This is a genomic window from Pseudomonas chaetocerotis (assembly GCF_015712105.2).
GTDB lineage: Bacteria > Pseudomonadota > Gammaproteobacteria > Pseudomonadales > Pseudomonadaceae > Aquipseudomonas > Aquipseudomonas chaetocerotis.
Genome location: NZ_JACFYX020000001.1, coordinates 124,434 through 139,747, shown reverse-complemented (window position 1 = coordinate 139,747; position 15,314 = coordinate 124,434). Strand labels below are relative to the sequence as shown.

The following is a 15,314-nucleotide window of genomic DNA, read 5'->3' as shown; positions in this document are numbered from 1 at the left end:
GCCGGCTCCTACGGCTTTCCGAACACCTGGGTCACTTCGCCACCGAGGCGGAAGCTGTTGAACGGCCCCATCTCCTGGTTCAGTTCGCGGGTCTCTTCGCTGCAGGCATAGAGGCTGCAGTAGGGCGCCAGCCAGGCGTACTTGAAGTCCTTGCGCAGCTCGCTCATGTCCTGCTTGGAGCCTGTGCGCTGGGCGAACGCAGCCGGGTCGCGCGCGCCTTGCAGCACGCGCTCGGCCAGGCGCTGCAGGGCACCATGGTTCTCGCCACGCAGGTCGACTTCATTGGCTTCGGCAAATGCCGCAATCATCGCCAGCGGCGGCAGGGCGTAGTTGTGGTAGGCGAGGGCGCGTTGGCTGCGGCGCATCTCGTTGGCCAGGTAGCCTTCGTCGTCGACCTGATTGGCAGCGATGCGGAACTGGCCTACGGACCAGTCGAACAGATCGCGGCGATCATCGATCACCGCCACCGCCATCACCGACCAGGCAGCCCAGTAGCTGTGGTTGTTGATCTTCTTCAGCGGCAGGTCGCTCCATTCGCGCACCGTGTGTTCGGCCAGGCGGGTGAACCAGGCTTCGATGCGTGCGCTCTGCTGCGGGTAGGCGGCCAGCGGCTGTGACTCGGAGAATTTCAGGCGTAGCCAGGCGCCGGCCAGGCTGCCGAGCGCCCATTTGCGCATCGACTTGCCGGTGTGGTTGAACTGCTCGGACTCCAGCGCATCGGCGCTGGCCCACTGGTCCAGCCATTCGATGGCGCATTCCAGGCGCTCGCGCTGACCGGTACGCATGTAGCCGGTGATCATCCGCCCGGCCTCCTTTTCCAGACGGGTGATGTGCGCGGTCTGCTCGCGGAAGTTCTTCTCCGCCTGGCGATTGAGCGTGGCGCGCGCGCTGTCGGAGCCCTCGTACTTGCTGGTGAACTGCAATTCACCGGTGTAGGGCTGCGGTACCGCCGGGCAGGCGGGCGCCTTGCCGTCGCGCTGGCCCACCGCGGCGTAGTAACCCGCCGGCGGTTGCAGCGCGGCGAAGGCCGGGGCGCTGAGCAGCAGCGCCACAAGGGTCAAAGGTGCGAGTCGTGCAGGCATGGTGGCCTCCTCAGTCGTTCGCGTGATGCTGCGCGACCTGCTGGCCAGGCCCGCTCGGGCGTTGGCACAGGCTGGCCTGTACTTTCAGGTCGTCGGCGCTGTCCTCGGGCTTCTGGATTTCCAGGGCGAAGAAGTTCTGCTCACCCCAGCCCGGCTCGTCACGCAGTTCGACGGCGAAGCGGCCGTCGGTGTCGACGGTGTTGGGTTTCTCCAGCTTGAGCTGTTCGCGGCGGCCGTTGAGGTACCAGATGGTGGCGTCGACGCGCTTGACCGACGGATCGCTGAAACGCAGGTCGAGTTGGTGGCGATTGCCGGCCAGGGTCAGCAGCTTGTTCTGGCCGTTGACGAGAATTTCGTTGCTGCCCGGATGCAGGCGTTTCTCGCTGGCGAGCAGCTCGGTCTGGCCGCTGCAGCCGTTGTTCAAGGAGGCCATCAACTGGCGGTGGATCTTGTCCGAGGCCAGGTCGTAGAGCGGCGAAAATTCCCAGATGAGAACCTTCGGCGGGTCGTTCTGGAACGAATCGCTGGCCAGGTACTCGAGCATCGCACCCTCCAGGCCGCCACCCGGGAAGGCGGCGTTGAGCACGTCGGTGCCCAGGTACTGCTCCAGGAAGCCGCCGAAGTTGTAGTTCTTGCCGCTGTGGCTGGTGCCGACTAGGGTGATCTGTGGGCTGCTGTCGTCGCCGAACAGCGCGTCGCCATCGCTGGCATTCTTCGGCTCGGTGATGAACTGATCGACGTACTGCACCGCATAACCGGTGCCACACAGTTGGCTGGCGACGTTCTGCATGGTGCCGGTCTTGCCCATCAGGCCGACGCGCTCGGTGACGAACTCCTTGCGCGGAATGTCTTCGAAGCCGGGGATGCGCTTGACCGTCTCGGCCACCAGACGCGCGGTGCGCTCGGCACCGTAGGGTGTCCAGTGCTGGTCGCGGCGGAAGTAGAACGCCTTGTCGCTGTCCTCGTCGGTCAGCGAGGCCAGATCCGGCACCCAGATACCCAGCTGTTCGAAGCGGGTCAGCGCCTGGCGATAGTTGCGCAGTGCCTTGTCGTAGTCGAAGCGCTGATAGTCGGCCGGGCGCAGCTTGCTGCGATTGACCAGGCCGCGGGTCGGTTGATAGACCACCACCAGTTCCACGCCGCGCTGCTTGAGGCCGTCACGCAGTTCCTTGAGGCGCTGGTAGCCGATTTCGCTGGTGCCGAACTCGGTGCGCAGGTCTTCGACGCTGCGAAACAGCCAGCCCTCATCGGCATCCATCAGGGTGACGAAGTTCTTCATGTAGTTGGTGGTGTAGCGGCTGGCGTCATGCGCAGCCGGGCACAGCGAGCAGCAATCTTCCACCTGGTAGTGCGGTGCCTGGCGCTCTTCGGCTTGCAGGGTGCTGCCGAAGGCGGCGCAGGTCACTGCCAGGGCCAGGGTCTTGAGTGTGTGTGCAGTCATTAGAGGCCTCGTCAGTTGGTCATCAGCTCGGGATCGATTGGGTCGATCAGCACGGGCAGGCGCTGGCGCACCATGAGGTCGAGGATTTCGTCCTGCTTCTCGCCGAGGATGCCGGCGAGCTGGATGCCACTGCTCTTGCGCGGCGCGAGCATCTTCACGCGGTACAGCTCGACGGAAAGTGGCGAGTCGATGTTGATCGGGCTGGAGCCATTGCCGGCCAGGGTGCCGCCGACGATGATCATCGAGATCTTGGTGTCGAACGGGTCCAGCTGCAGGTCGCGGTCGGTGTCGGACAGGTCCTTGATGTGGCCGTACACGCCGGTGAGCTGATTCATCGCCGAGACGTTGTCGTACAGGCGGATGTTCTCGCTGTTGCGGATGCGGATGCCGTGGCGCTGGTTGCGCAGCACCTGGTTGCCCCACAGCAGGTTGTCGCCGCTCTCGTACAGGGTGATGCCGTCGGCATGATTGCCATGCACGCGGTTGTAGGCGATCAGGTTGCGCTCGCTGTTGCGGTCGATGACCACCCCGGAGAGCTTGTTGTCGTAGCTCTCGTTGTTGAAGATCCAGCTGTCGTTGACCTCGCGCGAGATGATGATGCCGTGCTTCTTCTTCGTACCGTACACGGTGTTCTCGGCGATGATCAGGCCGTGCGAGCGGTCGTGCGGGTCGATGCCGTAGACGATGTTGTCGCGGTAGGTGTTGCCCTTGATCACGACGTTCTGCGCTTCGTAGCAGTAGAAGCCGTACCAGTGGTCGACGAACTCCGAATCGATCAGCCAGCCGGTCGGTTCTTCACGTTGCAGGCGCTCATGCATGTTCGGCGTGTACTGGGTGATCGACACGCCATAGGACTTGGAGTTGTCGTAGCCCAGGCTGGTCAGCACGCTGCTGGCGATGTACAGCTCGCTGCCGCCCCAGGACACCAGGAACGGGCGGAACTCCTTGCCGTCGTCGCGCAGGGTCGCCGGGCCGTTGTCGGCCTCGCGCCACGCGGTGACGCGGGTGTCGGTGAGAAACATCAGGCCGTCGTTGACCAGGAACGCGCCGCGCTCTTGCGACAGGCGCAGTTCGCGGGTGTCCTTGCCGACATGCAGCGCCGCGCCTTCTGCCACGACGATGGGCAGACGGGCGAGGTACACGCCCGGTTCCTGCTCGGCAAACTGGCTGTCAGGCAGCGCCTTGGCGATGTCCTGGGCGGTGACCAGGCCACCTTCGATGAAGATCGCCTGGGGCATGCCTTGCTGGCGTTTGATCCACTCACGCAGGCGCTCGTTGCCGCCGGTGAAGTCCTTCAGCGCGTCCTGGCGCAGCATGCGCCGCACCACCACCTGACCGCGCTTGTCACGCGGGATCCTGGCCAGCACGGCCTCCTTGGTGTAGCCGGACAGATCCGGCAGGGTGGGCGCTTCCATATGCAGTTCGTCAGCTGGTGCACTGCGTACGCGGTAGTCGAACTGGTGCTGCGTCGGGTTGGCCTGGGCCAGGGGCACCGTGAGGCACAGTGCGCCGAGCAGCAGGGGTAGGGCTAAGCCGTTGGGTTGCATGATCCGATCCCTCAGAAGCGCCAGATGAAGTCGACGAACGCGCGATGCATCACCGAGTCGGTGCCGCTGCCGTAGGCGTCGCCGGGCAGGAATACGCCAGCGCGCAGGCGCACCAGGGCCGAGCGATCATCCAGTTGTTCAGCAACGGTGGCCGGCAGCAGGCCCTGCTTGAAATAGCGGGTCAGCACCAGGTCGACTTCCTGGCCGATGTCTTTCTCGCCAGCCACTAGCGGCGCGGTGATGCCGCTGTCGCCGACGTCCTGATCGCCATCGACGCGCCAGAAACGGTGGTAGACGACGCTGGCGTCGTAGTCCTCGCCCAGTTGCCAGGCGCTGAAGGCACTGGCCACCTGCAGGTTGGAGAGCTCGCCTCGGAAGGCCTCGCCGTAGCGGTGCAGGCGCGATTCGACGCCGGTGAAATTGGCGCGGTTGCTGTGCAGGCCGGTCTGCATGAACTGGCGCGACTTGTCCTCGTCGCCACCGCCGCTGCCACGGGCATAGGCGGCGCCGATCTTCCAGTTTTCATCGAGGCTGTAGCGCAGGCCCAGGTCCATGGCCCAGGCGTCGACGTCCTGGCTGCGCGAGCCGGTGGCGATGCGGTCGCTGCCGACCACCTGCTGCTGCAGTTGGTCAGTATCGCCCTGCAACCAGGTCAGCTGCGCCCAGTAGTTGAGGCGGTTGCGTGAATTGCGTTCGAAGAAGCCGCCGTCGGCGTGCAGGCCAAACCAGGTCAGGTCACCGGTGTAGCGCTTGCTCAGCTCGTCGACGCGCTCGCCGGGATTGGCCAGGCGACCGTCGTCGCGGCTGTGGTGCAGCTTGGTGCCGATGCGGTGTCCGGGCGTCCACTGGTAGTCGAGGCCGGCGAAGAAATGCTGGCGGTCTTCGTCTTCGGGCGCCAGGTCGTCGAGATCGGTGCGGTAATCGGAGAAGCGCTCGGCGATGCCGACGTTGGCCTGCAACAGGGTGGTATCGAAGCGCCAGTTGACCGCTTCGATGTTGGTGTCCCACCAGGTGCCTTCGTCACTGCGCAGGCGCTGACGACCGACGCGCAGGTGCTCGCCCGGGTAGGCGGTGAGGCCGGCGTAATCGACCCAGAATTCGCGCATGGCCAGGTAGCTCTTGTCCGGCTGGCGCGCGTCGCTGCGCTGCGTGCTGTCTTCGCCGTCATCCTGCAGCGGGTCGGTTTCGATAGTGTCGGTGGCGGTAACTGCCTGGCCCATGGCGAAGGCGCTCCAGTCGCCGCGCTCGCCGTAGGCCCAGGGGCGCACATCGAGACCGATACCGCTGACGTCGCCACCTTCGCGGGTACCGAGGTCGCGGTCGTCTTCCGATTGCGCAGTGATCTTCACATCCAGGCCGAAATGCTTCGGCGCATCCGCCGCCCAGGCGGCGCTGGCCGCCAGCAGGCTGGCACTGAGGCCGAGCTGGCTGGCAATACGGTTTAACTGCATGCGTGCATCCTTGTTCATGGCTGGCTGACCTGCAGGGCGGCCTGCTGCTGCAAGACGATGCCGCGGGCATCGCGCTCTTCGCGCAGCAGGCGTTGGCCTTCGGCCAGTTGTGCCGGGGTCAGGCTCTCGGCCACCGCATGCGCCAGCTCGACGGTCGGCGGCGTGTTGCGTGGCAGAGCCAGTTGGCTGAATACGTAGGCGTTGACCGGGTTGGGCTTGACCCCGCGACCCTGGCTGAACATCTGCGCCAGGGCGAAGTCGGCGCTGAGCTGGCCGGCGCGCGCAGCGCTGAGCAGGTGGTCGAGCGCCTGCTGGGCGTAGACCTCGCCGAGGTAGCCGCGCAGGTAGATCTGCCCCAGGTAGTAATTGGCGCTGGGTTCGCTGGGCGCGGCCTTGCGCAGATGCGCTTCGGCTTTCTTCGGTTGCTGCGGCAGCAACTTGCCTTCGTAGTACAGGCGCCCGAGTAGCAATTCGGCGCGTGGCAGGGCTGCCTCGCGGCCCTTGTCCAGATAACCGAGCAGCGTGTCGATATCGCCTTGCGCCGGATAGTCGTAGAGCAGGCGCGCCAGGCTGACCCAGGCGGCCGGATAGTTCGGTGCGATGGCTTCGAGCAGCTCCTGTGCCTGCTGCGGTTGCGGTTGGCCGACCTCAGGGTCGCTGAGGACCTGAGCCACGGAGTCGACCTGGTTGGGCGAGACAGTGCCGGCGCGGTAACCCGCCAGCAGTTGCTCGATCAGCGCCTGGCGGTCGTCTTCGCGGTTCTGCTTCTGGTAGACCGTGGCCAACTCGGCGTAGCAGGCGTCGTTGCTGGCCAGGCGCGCCTGGCAGATGCGCTCGATCTCACCCAGATGCTGGTCGTAGGTACCATCGGTGCGATACAGAAGAATCTGCGCCAGTTCTGCCTGCGGCAGATCCTGCTGGCGCCAGTCTTGAATACGTTGCGCGAGGTTCATGGCGGGAAAGTCCTGTGGGTAGAACAGGTAGAGTTCGGTCAGCGGCAGCAGCGCACTGGGCTCGCGGGCCTGGGCGGCACTTTCCAGCAGCTCGGCGGCCTCCTGGCGCTCGGCCAGGCTGCTGCCGGGCTTGCGCGCCAGCAGCTTGCCGAGGCGCGCCTCGGCCCGTGGCGAGCCGTCCAGGGCCTGGCGGTAGATGCGCTCGGCTTCATCCAGGTCCTGGGTCTGGCCACCCGCTGCATAGATGTCGGCCAGGCCGATCTGCGCGTCGCTGTAGCCCATTTCGGCAAGCTGGCGGAAATGCCATTCGGCCGTCTGCTGGTCGCCGCTGTGCAAGGCTTCACGCGCCAGGCGCTCATCCGGCAGGCCGGCGCAACCGGCCAGCGTGGCGCTGACGGCGAGGCCGAGCAGCGTGGGGCGAAGAAGGAGCATGCTCACGGCGTGACCCCCTTATCGCCCGGCAGCGACGGCGCGATCGACCAGCCAGCCCAGCGACGGGCCACGGTCGATGACCACATCCACCGGTTGCCCGGCGAGGCTGGCCGGCAGGGTTTCCTGGGGCTTGATCACCACGCGGATGTCCGAGCTCAGGCCGCCGTCATGCAGGGCGCTGCTGACGATCTCGCCGTGACGCGCCTGGTCTTCGCCGGCCACCTTGAAGGTCACCGGCGTGCCGGGGCGCGCCTGTTCCAGATGGCGGTAGGGGAAGCTGGCGGCAACGGTGGCGATGCCGTCCTGCGGCACCAGTTCGAAGATCACGTCGCCCTTGCTGGCGAACTGACCGTCGGCCACCAGTTGGCGAGAGATCTTGCAGTTGCATGGGCTGGTCAGAGTGCCCTGCATCTCACGGGCGAACAGCGCTTCGATCTGGCTCGGTTCGAGCTGATCGTCACCCAGGTGCCCCTTGAGCATTTCCAGCATGCTGGTGGTGAAGGTGGCGATCGGCGCGCCTTTCTCGACGATGCCATCGGGCTGCGCCAGGCTCTGCACGCTGCCTTCACGCGGCATGGTCACCTGCAGCGCCGGCAGGCTGATCTGCGCCGACTGTGCGTGGGTGACGAAGTACAGGCCGTAGATCGACTTGCCGATATAGCCGAAGGCGGCCAGACCGATGAGGAAGATCGCGCCGCTGAACGTCACCGCGCGCAGGCGACCGAACATGCCCATGCCGCCGCCACCGCCGTTCTTGCGTGCCTTGGTGAAGTTGTCGCGCTGGAGGATGTGCAGCACTTCGCCGACGTTGACCAGCTCGCCAGCCAGGTGCGCGCTGATCAGGTGGCGCAGGGCCGCGGTTTCGCGTGCGCCGACGCCATGGAACTGGCAGCCGACGCGGTTGTGCTCGGGCTGTACCGAGTTGACTTGAAACTCCACGTCCAGGCCCAGCACCAGGCTGTCGAGCTGGAACTGCAACTGGCCGCGATGAAAATCACCGACCTTGTGCGTGGTCTTCTCGTTGGTGAAGCTGAAACCGCCGGCAGAGACATCCTGCAGACGCGCATCGATGCGTTCGCCCTTGGCATTGGTGAAGCGCAGACGCCCCGGCAGCTTGACGCGGGCGTGCTGGCGCTGGGCCTCGGACTCATGGACGACGTTGTGATTGGCGACTGAGTTCATGGTGGCTAATTCCTATTCGAGTACGGTCACACCAGCGCCAGCAGCGCGGCGATGAAGACACAGGAGGCAGAGAAGGTCATGGCACGCGACGACCAGCTGTTGAACCAGTTGGCGAAGCTGGACAGGCCGCGATTGAGCTTGGTGTTCTGGCGCGTCCAGGATTGCTGGTCGAGGCGGAAGAACACGTAGATCTTCACGATCGCGCCGACGATCTGGTTGTAATAGAGCAGCGCCGGGTAGGCCGGACCGATACGGTGGCCGGAGAGCATCAGCAGCAGCGTCAGGATCAGCCGCGTAGTGCCGATCCACAGCAGGTAGATCAGCAGGTACATCAGGCTGTACTTGATGCTGGCGATGATCGCCACGCACAGACCCAGCAGGCAGGTCCACATCGACACGCGCTGATCGAACAGCACCAGGCTGGTGAAGGCGCCGAGGCGACCCATGCCCAGACGCAGGGCGCGCGAGTTCTGCCGCAGATTGTTGCCGTACCAGCGGAACATCAGCTTGCGGCTGGCCTTGATGAAGCTCTTCTCCGGCGGGTGCTCGACCGTGTTGATCGCCGCATCCGGCACGTAGAAGGTGTCGTAGCCCAAGCGCATCAGGCTGTACCAGCTGGACTTGTCGTCACCGGTGAGGAACTGGAAGCGGCCCAGGCGCCAGTGCTCCAGGTGATCGCTTTCCACGTCGCGGATGAACTCGGGGTCGGTCACCACGCTGGCGCGGAACACCGACATGCGCCCGGTCATGGTCAGCACACGTTTGCTCAGGGCCATCGAGCACATGTTGAGGTGGCGCTGGGCGAAGCGCAGCTTGTGCCACTCGCTCATGATGTAGCTGCCGCGCACCTCGCAGAACTCGTTGGTGGTGAGCCCGCCGACATTGGGGAACAGCTTGAACCAGGGCACGCACTTGCGCACCACGTCAGGCTCGAGCACGGTGTCGCCGTCGATCACCGCCACCACCGCATCGCGGTCCGGCATCTGCCGGGAGATGGCGCGAAAACCATGGGCCAGGCCATCACGCTTGCCGGTGCCGGGAATGCGCACGATGTCCAGGGTGACATGTGCCGGCGGCTCGGCCTGAGCCCAGAGGTTCTTGATCAGCAACTCATCGGAGAGCTCGACGATCGAACACACCACCGTGGTTGGGTAGCCACAGTCGATGGCCTCACGAATCACCGAGCGGTAGACCATGGCGGTGGTCAGCGCCTCGATACGAAAGCTGGTGACCATCAGGAACACATGAGAGGGGTCGGCGTCCTTGCCGAGTTTTGTAACCTTGCGGCGATACCAGGGGTACACCAGGTAAAGGAACAGGCAGCCGCGCACGAAGTGCATGGCGCCCATGGAATAGCGCCAGATGCCGACGATACCGATGAGCAGGAGGAAGTCCCGCGACTCGGGGTCGAACACCGTGCGTGGCAGAGCCAGTGCCAGCAGCATCAGCAGGCTGAGATAGAGCATCCAGCCGCTGGCTTGGTTGAGGCCGTTCTTGAGCTTGTCCATATGCGTCTCCGAGTACCTGCACGCGCTGGGCGTACAGGTACGTTCGGGTCCTTACCAGCAGATGCCTTCGGCCACACCATTGCTGGCGTGGGGCATGAAGCCGACCAGGTCGATCACCCGCTTGCCGCTCGGCGCCTGCTCGGCCAGCTTGGCGAAGCGTTCGTCGCTGTTACCCAGGACGATGATGTCGGCCTTGGCCACCACGTCGTCCAGGTCACTGTTGAGCAGCGAGGAGACGTGCGGGATCTTCGACTCGATGTAGTCCTTGTTGGCGCCGTGCACGCGCGCGTACTCGACGTTGCGGTCGTAGATGCTCAGGTCGAAACCCTTGCCGATGAGCATTTCCGCCAGCTCCACCTGCGGGCTTTCGCGCAGGTCATCGGTACCGGCCTTGAAGCTCAGGCCGAGCAGGGCGACCTTGCGCGAGTCGTGGCTGGCGATGATGTCGAAGGCCTTCTGCACCTGGGCGGCGTTGCTGCGCATCAGCGAACCGATCAGCGGTGCTTCCACGTCCAGGCTGCCGGCGCGGTAGTTCAGCGCGCGCACGTCCTTGGGCAGGCAGGAGCCGCCGAAGGCGAAGCCGGGTTTCATGTAGTACTTGGACAGGTTGAGCTTGTGGTCCTGGCAGACCACGTCCATCACCTCGCGGCCGTCGACGCCGACGGCCTTGGCGATGTTGCCGATCTCGTTGGCGAAGGTGACCTTGGCCGCATGCCAGACGTTGCAGGTGTACTTGATCATCTCGGCGACCTCGATGTCCTTGCGGATGATCGGTGCGTCGAGTTCTTCGTAGAGGCTGGCCAACAGGTCGCCGGAGGCGGTGTCCAGCTCACCGATGACGGTCATCGGCGGGAAGTCGTAGTCCTTGATCGCGGTACTTTCGCGGAGGAACTCGGGGTTCACTGCCAGGCCGAAGTCGGCGCCCGCCTTCTTGCCCGAGCAGTCTTCGAGAATCGGCAGTACCACGTTCTTGGCGGTGCCTGGCAGCACGGTGCTGCGTACCACAACGGTGTGGCGCTCGTTCTTGTCGCGCATGGCCATGCCGATCTCGCGGCACACGCCCTCGATGTAGTTCAGCTCCAGGTCGCCGTTCTTCTTGCTCGGCGTGCCGACGCAGATGAACGACACATCGCTTTCCAGAACGGCAGCGGCGACGTCGGTGGTGCCGCGCAGGCGACCCTGACGCAGACCCTGTTGCAGCAGTTCTTCCAGACCCGGTTCAACGATGGGCGATTTACCGTTGTTGATCAGGTCGATCTTGTTCGCGGAGATATCCACGCCAATCACGTCGTGACCCCGTGCCGACAAACAGCCGGCACAAACGGCACCTACATAACCCAACCCGAAGATACTGATTCGCATGGTATTAACCTCGTCCGTTCGATGCAGTTTCAAATACTGGCCTTATGGCCAAAGCTAGTCCGTGAACGTGCTGATTTAATATGAGCAAGTTCATTCAGGCATAAATAGAGTGGGGCGCCGGAAGTGGCACCAAATGTGGGCCTTTATATTGAAAGGTGGCCCTTTGATGTTGTCGCTGCCGCCTCGCTTGAGGCCTCTATCTCGGTACTGTGGCGGGTTGCTATATCTCCCTTTGAAATACACGAACTTTTCTTTGGGTGAAGCTGTCCGGCGAACGTTAATTCGCTATCTGGCAGGTTCAAGTGATTGGAAAGTTATGTATTGAAATGTGTTACGGGCTGTATGAGTAGCGGCCCTTTCGGATAGTTCCTACCGTTCGTCCTGAAGCTGAACCGGAGCTGAACGGGTATTTTGATTGCAATGTAATGGCAAGTTGCAAAATGCATGATGGCAATATGTCCATTAATGCACTCGAAACTATCGGATAACTTAACGGGGCAATAAGTTCTGTGGAAAGTGCACGCGCGCTGAAACTGTGATGCCAAACAGGTTTTGAGAATCAAACGCAACGGCGAGGGAATTTTTCTCAAGCGCAGCGCTCAGGGCGCAACGGAGCGGCAGGGCGAGGAAGGAGGGGATCGGCAAGCGCAGCGACCAAACCCATGCAGCAACCGATGAGCGGTGCATGGGTTGGCCGGTGTAGAGGTCAGTCTTGCGGCTGGTCGCGCAGGAAAACCAGGCTGTCGGCCTTGGAATGCTCGGCCGAATAGCGATAGCCCTGGTAGTTGAAGTCTTTCAAACCTTCTGGGTTGGTCAGACGCTCCTTGATCACGTAACGCGCCATCAGGCCACGGGCCTTCTTGGCGTAGAAGCTGATGATCTTGTACTGGCCGTTCTTCAGGTCCTTGAACTCGGTATCGATGAGGCGGGCGTTCAGCGCCTTGCGCTTGACCGCGCCGAAGTACTCGTTGGAGGCCAGGTTCAGCAGCACGTCATCGCCCTGGGCGGCCAGCGCTTCGTTCAGCCAGCCGCTGATGCGCTCGCCCCAGAAGGCGTACAGATCCTTGCCGCGCCCGTTGGCCAGCTTGGTGCCCATCTCCAGGCGATAGGCCTGCATCAGGTCCAGCGGGCGCAGCACACCGTAGAGGCCGGAAAGCATGCGCAGATGAGTCTGGGCGAAGTCGAAATCCTCTTCGGAGAAATCCTCGGCGTTCAGCCCGGTGTACACGTCGCCCTTGAATGCCAGCAGCGCCTGCTTGGCGTTGGACGGGTTGAACGGTCGCTCCCAGCTGCCGAAACGGGCGGCGTTAAGGCCGGCGAGCTTGTCCGACAGATGCATGAGCTCGGCGATCTGCGCCGGGCTGAAGTCGCGCAACTGGGCGATCAGTTCCTGGGCGTGGTCGAGGTGTTCGGGTTGGGTGAAGCGCGGGGTGGCAGGCGGCGTCTCGTAGTCGAGGGTCTTGGCCGGTGAAATCACCATCAGCATGTGCGGAGTCTCCAGAAAGCGTGACGGCGATTCTAGAGGTCAGGGGACGGCAAGACCACCTATCGGGGTGATTGAGAAGCACCACTGTGCTGTTGTTGTAGGCGCGAGCTCTGCTCGCGGATGAACCGACTCCGGCCCCGGCAAGACAGCAGATGCGTGGTGATGATGCACCTTGATGGCGCGGCATGCTGCATACGGGGGCGGGTGAGCGAGGCGAGTTACTGCAGGTAGGACTTCGGACTTTAACGGTGTCCTGCAGGGGCGCCAAGCGCTTTTCGTCGATGCTAAAAATAAAGTTCAAAAAGCTGAAAAGTTCTTTTGCCTGTCATGTTTTTTGGAGTATCTAAAAAGCAAGACCGCCGAAACCTGCAGACAGGTGGCGGCCATTGGCCCTCACCTTGCTTGCCACCTTTCGGCCCCGACCTGAAAAAGTCGGCGGTCTCTGTCCGGCGCAGCACCGCCCCAGGTATTGCGTCGTCTGGCTACTACAAGAAGGTGACCGACGTATGGATGACCACGGACGCTCCAAGCCCACCGCTCCAACCCTCTACGCTCTCGACACCAACGTCCTGATTCACGATCCCAACGCCTTGCTCAACTTCGAAGAACACCACGTCGCCATCCCGATGACCGTATTGGAGGAACTCGACAAACTGAAGTCCGGCAAGCACGGCGTCGCCGCCGAATGTCGCCAGGCCATCCGCCTGATCGACCAGATCCTCGCCGGGGCGGAGCCCGAGGACGTCGAGTACGGGGTTCCCATCCAGCGCGGCAAGAGCGGCCCCTGCGGTCGTCTTTCCATCCTCATGAGCAAAAGTGCGGCACCGGTGACCTGGCTGCCGGAGAACCTCAACGACAACAAGATCATCAACCAGTTGGTGGAGCTGAAGTCGCGCAACCCCGGCCTGTCCGTGGTGCTGGTGACCAAGGACATCAACATGCGCCTGAAGGCGCGCGCCTGCGGTATCGACGCCGAGGACTACCACACCGACCAACTGGTCGATGACGTCTCGCTGCTGTCGAAGGGGTATCACGACATGCCCGGCTCGTTCTGGGATCGCGTGAGCAAGGTCGACACCCGTCAGGACCACGGCCGTACCTGGCATCGCGTGCAACTGATCGACAACCTGCCGGCGGTTCACGTCAACGAGTTCATCCTCGATGAACAGGGCTTCGTCGGCTGGATCAAAGCGATCAAGGGCGACGAGTTGGTGATCCTCGACATGCATCAGGAGCCGCTGCTGCATCAGGAAGCCTGGGGCCTGAAACCGCGCGACATCCACCAGGCGCTGGCGCTGTTCGCCTTGCTCGACCCGGACATTCACCTGGTCAACCTGTCCGGCGCCGCCGGTTCTGGCAAGACCATCCTGGCGCTGGCTGCGGCCATCGAGCAGACCATGGTCAGCAAGCGCTACCGGCGCATCATTGCCACCCGCAGCGTGCAGGGGCTGGATCAGGAAATCGGCTTCCTGCCCGGCACCGAGGCGGAGAAGATGGAGCCCTGGCTCGGCGCGATTACCGACAACCTCGAAGCGCTGCATATGGAGGACGAGAGCACCCACGGCAGCGTCGACTACATCCTGCAGAAGGTGCCGCTGCAGTTCAAATCACTCAACTACATCCGCGGGCGCAGCTTCCAGCAGAGCCTGATCCTCATCGATGAATGCCAGAACCTCACCCCGCACCAGATGAAGACCATCATCACCCGTGCCGGCAATGGCTCTAAAGTGGTGTGCCTGGGCAACCTGGCGCAGATCGACACCCCCTACCTGTCCGCGCCCAGCTCGGGTCTGACCTACCTCACCGAACGTTTCAAGGACTTCCCGCACGGCGTACACATCACCCTGCAGGGCGTACCGCGCTCGATCCTCGCGGAGTACGCGGAAACCCACATGTAGCTACAAGCTGCAAACTACAAGTAACAACAAAGAAGACCCGGAGCCTGCAAGGGCTCCGGGTCTTCGTTTTCAGCCCGTAGCCCGGATGAAATCCGGGAATTTTTGTCGCCGTGGCCCCGGATTTCATCCGGGCTACGAAATCCTGACTTGCAGGTTTACAATCGGTCGATTCCCGTCTGGAGCTTTCCCGTGCTGACCCACCTCGATTCCCAAGGCCGCGCGCACATGGTCGACGTCACTGACAAGGCGACCACCTTCCGCGAAGCCACTGCCGAAGCGCGCGTGCGCATGTTGCCTGCCACCCTGCAGATGATCGTCGCCGGTGAGCATCCCAAGGGCGATGTGTTTGCCGTGGCGCGTATCGCCGGCATCCAGGCCGCGAAGAAGACCAGCGATCTGATCCCTCTTTGTCATCCGCTGATGCTCACCGGCGTCAAGGTCGAGCTGAGTGCAGAGGGTGACGACACCGTGCATATCACCGCGCGTTGCAAACTGTCCGGACAAACCGGTGTCGAGATGGAAGCACTGACGGCCGCCAGCGTCGCCGCGCTGACCCTCTATGACATGTGCAAGGCCGTGGATCGCGGCATGGTCATCGAACAGGTACGCCTGTTGGAAAAGCTCGGCGGCAAGAGCGGTCACTACAAGCTGGAGGAACAAGCATGATCCGCGTGCAGTACTTCGCCCGCTACCGTGAAGCCCTGGGCCGTGACGATGAACAACTCAGCGGCGATTTCGCCACCCTCGACGACCTGCGCCTGCACCTGTTGGCCCGTGGCGGCGAATGGGAAGTGCTGGGCGAGCAAAACCTGATGTGCGCGCGCAACCAGGAACTGTGCAGCCTCGACGAACCGCTGACCGAAGGCGATGAAGTCGCCTTCTTCCCCACCGTTACCGGTGGTTGATGCTGCTGTTAGCCGCTGCTCCGCGTTCGTTGTCGCGGCTGAAGCCCCTCCCACAGATTAGTGACAC

At 63.3% G+C, this 15,314-nt stretch carries 12 protein-coding genes; 3 read left to right on the top strand and 9 right to left on the bottom strand.

Going from position 1 to position 15,314, the window contains the following annotated elements:
- Positions 1-8 precede the first annotated feature (8 nt).
- The 9 genes from H3221_RS00705 to yaaA all read right to left on the bottom strand — a co-directional run bounded on the left by H3221_RS00705 (position 9) and on the right by yaaA (position 12,444).
- On the bottom strand, positions 9-1,082 hold the full coding sequence (locus H3221_RS00705; protein WP_196473651.1) for a mannuronate-specific alginate lyase: 1,074 nt from the start codon (positions 1,080-1,082) through the stop codon (positions 9-11).
- Between the two features lie 10 nt (positions 1,083-1,092).
- Entirely contained in the window at positions 1,093-2,523 is a 1,431-nt protein-coding gene (locus H3221_RS00700; RefSeq protein ID WP_196473650.1) for an alginate O-acetyltransferase, read from the bottom strand.
- 11 nt (positions 2,524-2,534) lie between these two features.
- On the bottom strand, positions 2,535-4,070 hold the full coding sequence (gene algG, locus H3221_RS00695) for a mannuronan 5-epimerase AlgG (RefSeq protein WP_196473649.1): 1,536 nt from the start codon (positions 4,068-4,070) through the stop codon (positions 2,535-2,537).
- Between the two features lie 11 nt (positions 4,071-4,081).
- Positions 4,082-5,521 (bottom strand): alginate export family protein, encoded by a 1,440-nt coding sequence (locus H3221_RS00690; protein ID WP_196473648.1) that lies wholly within the window; start codon positions 5,519-5,521, stop codon positions 4,082-4,084.
- A gap of 14 nt (positions 5,522-5,535) precedes the next feature.
- A complete protein-coding gene (gene algK / locus H3221_RS00685; RefSeq protein WP_196473647.1) occupies positions 5,536-6,912 on the bottom strand; it encodes an alginate biosynthesis TPR repeat lipoprotein AlgK in 1,377 nt (458 codons plus the stop codon).
- A 12-nt stretch (positions 6,913-6,924) separates the two neighbouring features.
- Positions 6,925-8,088, bottom strand: a complete 1,164-nt coding sequence (locus H3221_RS00680) for an alginate biosynthesis protein Alg44 (RefSeq protein ID WP_196473646.1) — start codon at positions 8,086-8,088, stop codon at positions 6,925-6,927.
- A 26-nt stretch (positions 8,089-8,114) separates the two neighbouring features.
- Complete coding sequence (gene alg8, locus H3221_RS00675; protein ID WP_196473645.1) at positions 8,115-9,596, bottom strand: mannuronan synthase; 1,482 nt, start codon at positions 9,594-9,596, stop codon at positions 8,115-8,117.
- Positions 9,597-9,647: 51 nt separating this feature from the next.
- Positions 9,648-10,958, bottom strand: a complete 1,311-nt coding sequence (algD, locus tag H3221_RS00670; protein ID WP_196473644.1) for a GDP-mannose 6-dehydrogenase — start codon at positions 10,956-10,958, stop codon at positions 9,648-9,650.
- A gap of 706 nt (positions 10,959-11,664) precedes the next feature.
- Complete coding sequence (gene yaaA, locus H3221_RS00665; protein ID WP_179575688.1) at positions 11,665-12,444, bottom strand: peroxide stress protein YaaA; 780 nt, start codon at positions 12,442-12,444, stop codon at positions 11,665-11,667.
- Between the two features lie 506 nt (positions 12,445-12,950).
- On the opposite strand from yaaA, the gene H3221_RS00660 reads away from it, so the two are divergent.
- The 3 genes from H3221_RS00660 (at position 12,951) to H3221_RS00650 (ending at position 15,247) form a co-directional block, all read left to right on the top strand.
- The gene (locus H3221_RS00660) at positions 12,951-14,342 is read left to right on the top strand and encodes a PhoH family protein (protein WP_017678167.1); all 1,392 of its coding nucleotides are present in this window, start codon (positions 12,951-12,953) and stop codon (positions 14,340-14,342) included.
- 189 nt (positions 14,343-14,531) lie between these two features.
- Positions 14,532-15,008, top strand: a complete 477-nt coding sequence (gene moaC / locus H3221_RS00655; protein ID WP_116619775.1) for a cyclic pyranopterin monophosphate synthase MoaC — start codon at positions 14,532-14,534, stop codon at positions 15,006-15,008.
- Positions 15,005-15,247, top strand: coding sequence for a MoaD/ThiS family protein (locus H3221_RS00650; RefSeq protein WP_196473643.1), 243 nt, complete (start codon positions 15,005-15,007; stop codon positions 15,245-15,247). The genes moaC and H3221_RS00650 overlap by 4 nt, the downstream gene beginning before the upstream one ends.
- Positions 15,248-15,314: the final 67 nt, after the last annotated feature.

What these genes read in the sequence shown, in the direction of transcription:
- H3221_RS00680 (WP_196473646.1), bottom strand. Translation starts at nt 8,088, where the DNA reads ATGAACTCAGTCGCCAATCACAACGTCGTCCATGAGTCCGAGGCCCAG.
- H3221_RS00700 (WP_196473650.1), bottom strand. Translation starts at nt 2,523, where the DNA reads ATGACTGCACACACACTCAAGACCCTGGCCCTGGCAGTGACCTGCGCC.
- H3221_RS00690 (WP_196473648.1), bottom strand. Translation starts at nt 5,521, where the DNA reads ATGCAGTTAAACCGTATTGCCAGCCAGCTCGGCCTCAGTGCCAGCCTG.
- yaaA (WP_179575688.1), bottom strand. Translation starts at nt 12,444, where the DNA reads ATGCTGATGGTGATTTCACCGGCCAAGACCCTCGACTACGAGACGCCG.
- H3221_RS00705 (WP_196473651.1), bottom strand. Translation starts at nt 1,082, where the DNA reads ATGCCTGCACGACTCGCACCTTTGACCCTTGTGGCGCTGCTGCTCAGC.
- H3221_RS00660 (WP_017678167.1), top strand. Translation starts at nt 12,951, where the DNA reads ATGGATGACCACGGACGCTCCAAGCCCACCGCTCCAACCCTCTACGCT.
- algG (WP_196473649.1), bottom strand. Translation starts at nt 4,070, where the DNA reads ATGCAACCCAACGGCTTAGCCCTACCCCTGCTGCTCGGCGCACTGTGC.
- H3221_RS00650 (WP_196473643.1), top strand. Translation starts at nt 15,005, where the DNA reads ATGATCCGCGTGCAGTACTTCGCCCGCTACCGTGAAGCCCTGGGCCGT.
- alg8 (WP_196473645.1), bottom strand. Translation starts at nt 9,596, where the DNA reads ATGGACAAGCTCAAGAACGGCCTCAACCAAGCCAGCGGCTGGATGCTC.
- algD (WP_196473644.1), bottom strand. Translation starts at nt 10,958, where the DNA reads ATGCGAATCAGTATCTTCGGGTTGGGTTATGTAGGTGCCGTTTGTGCC.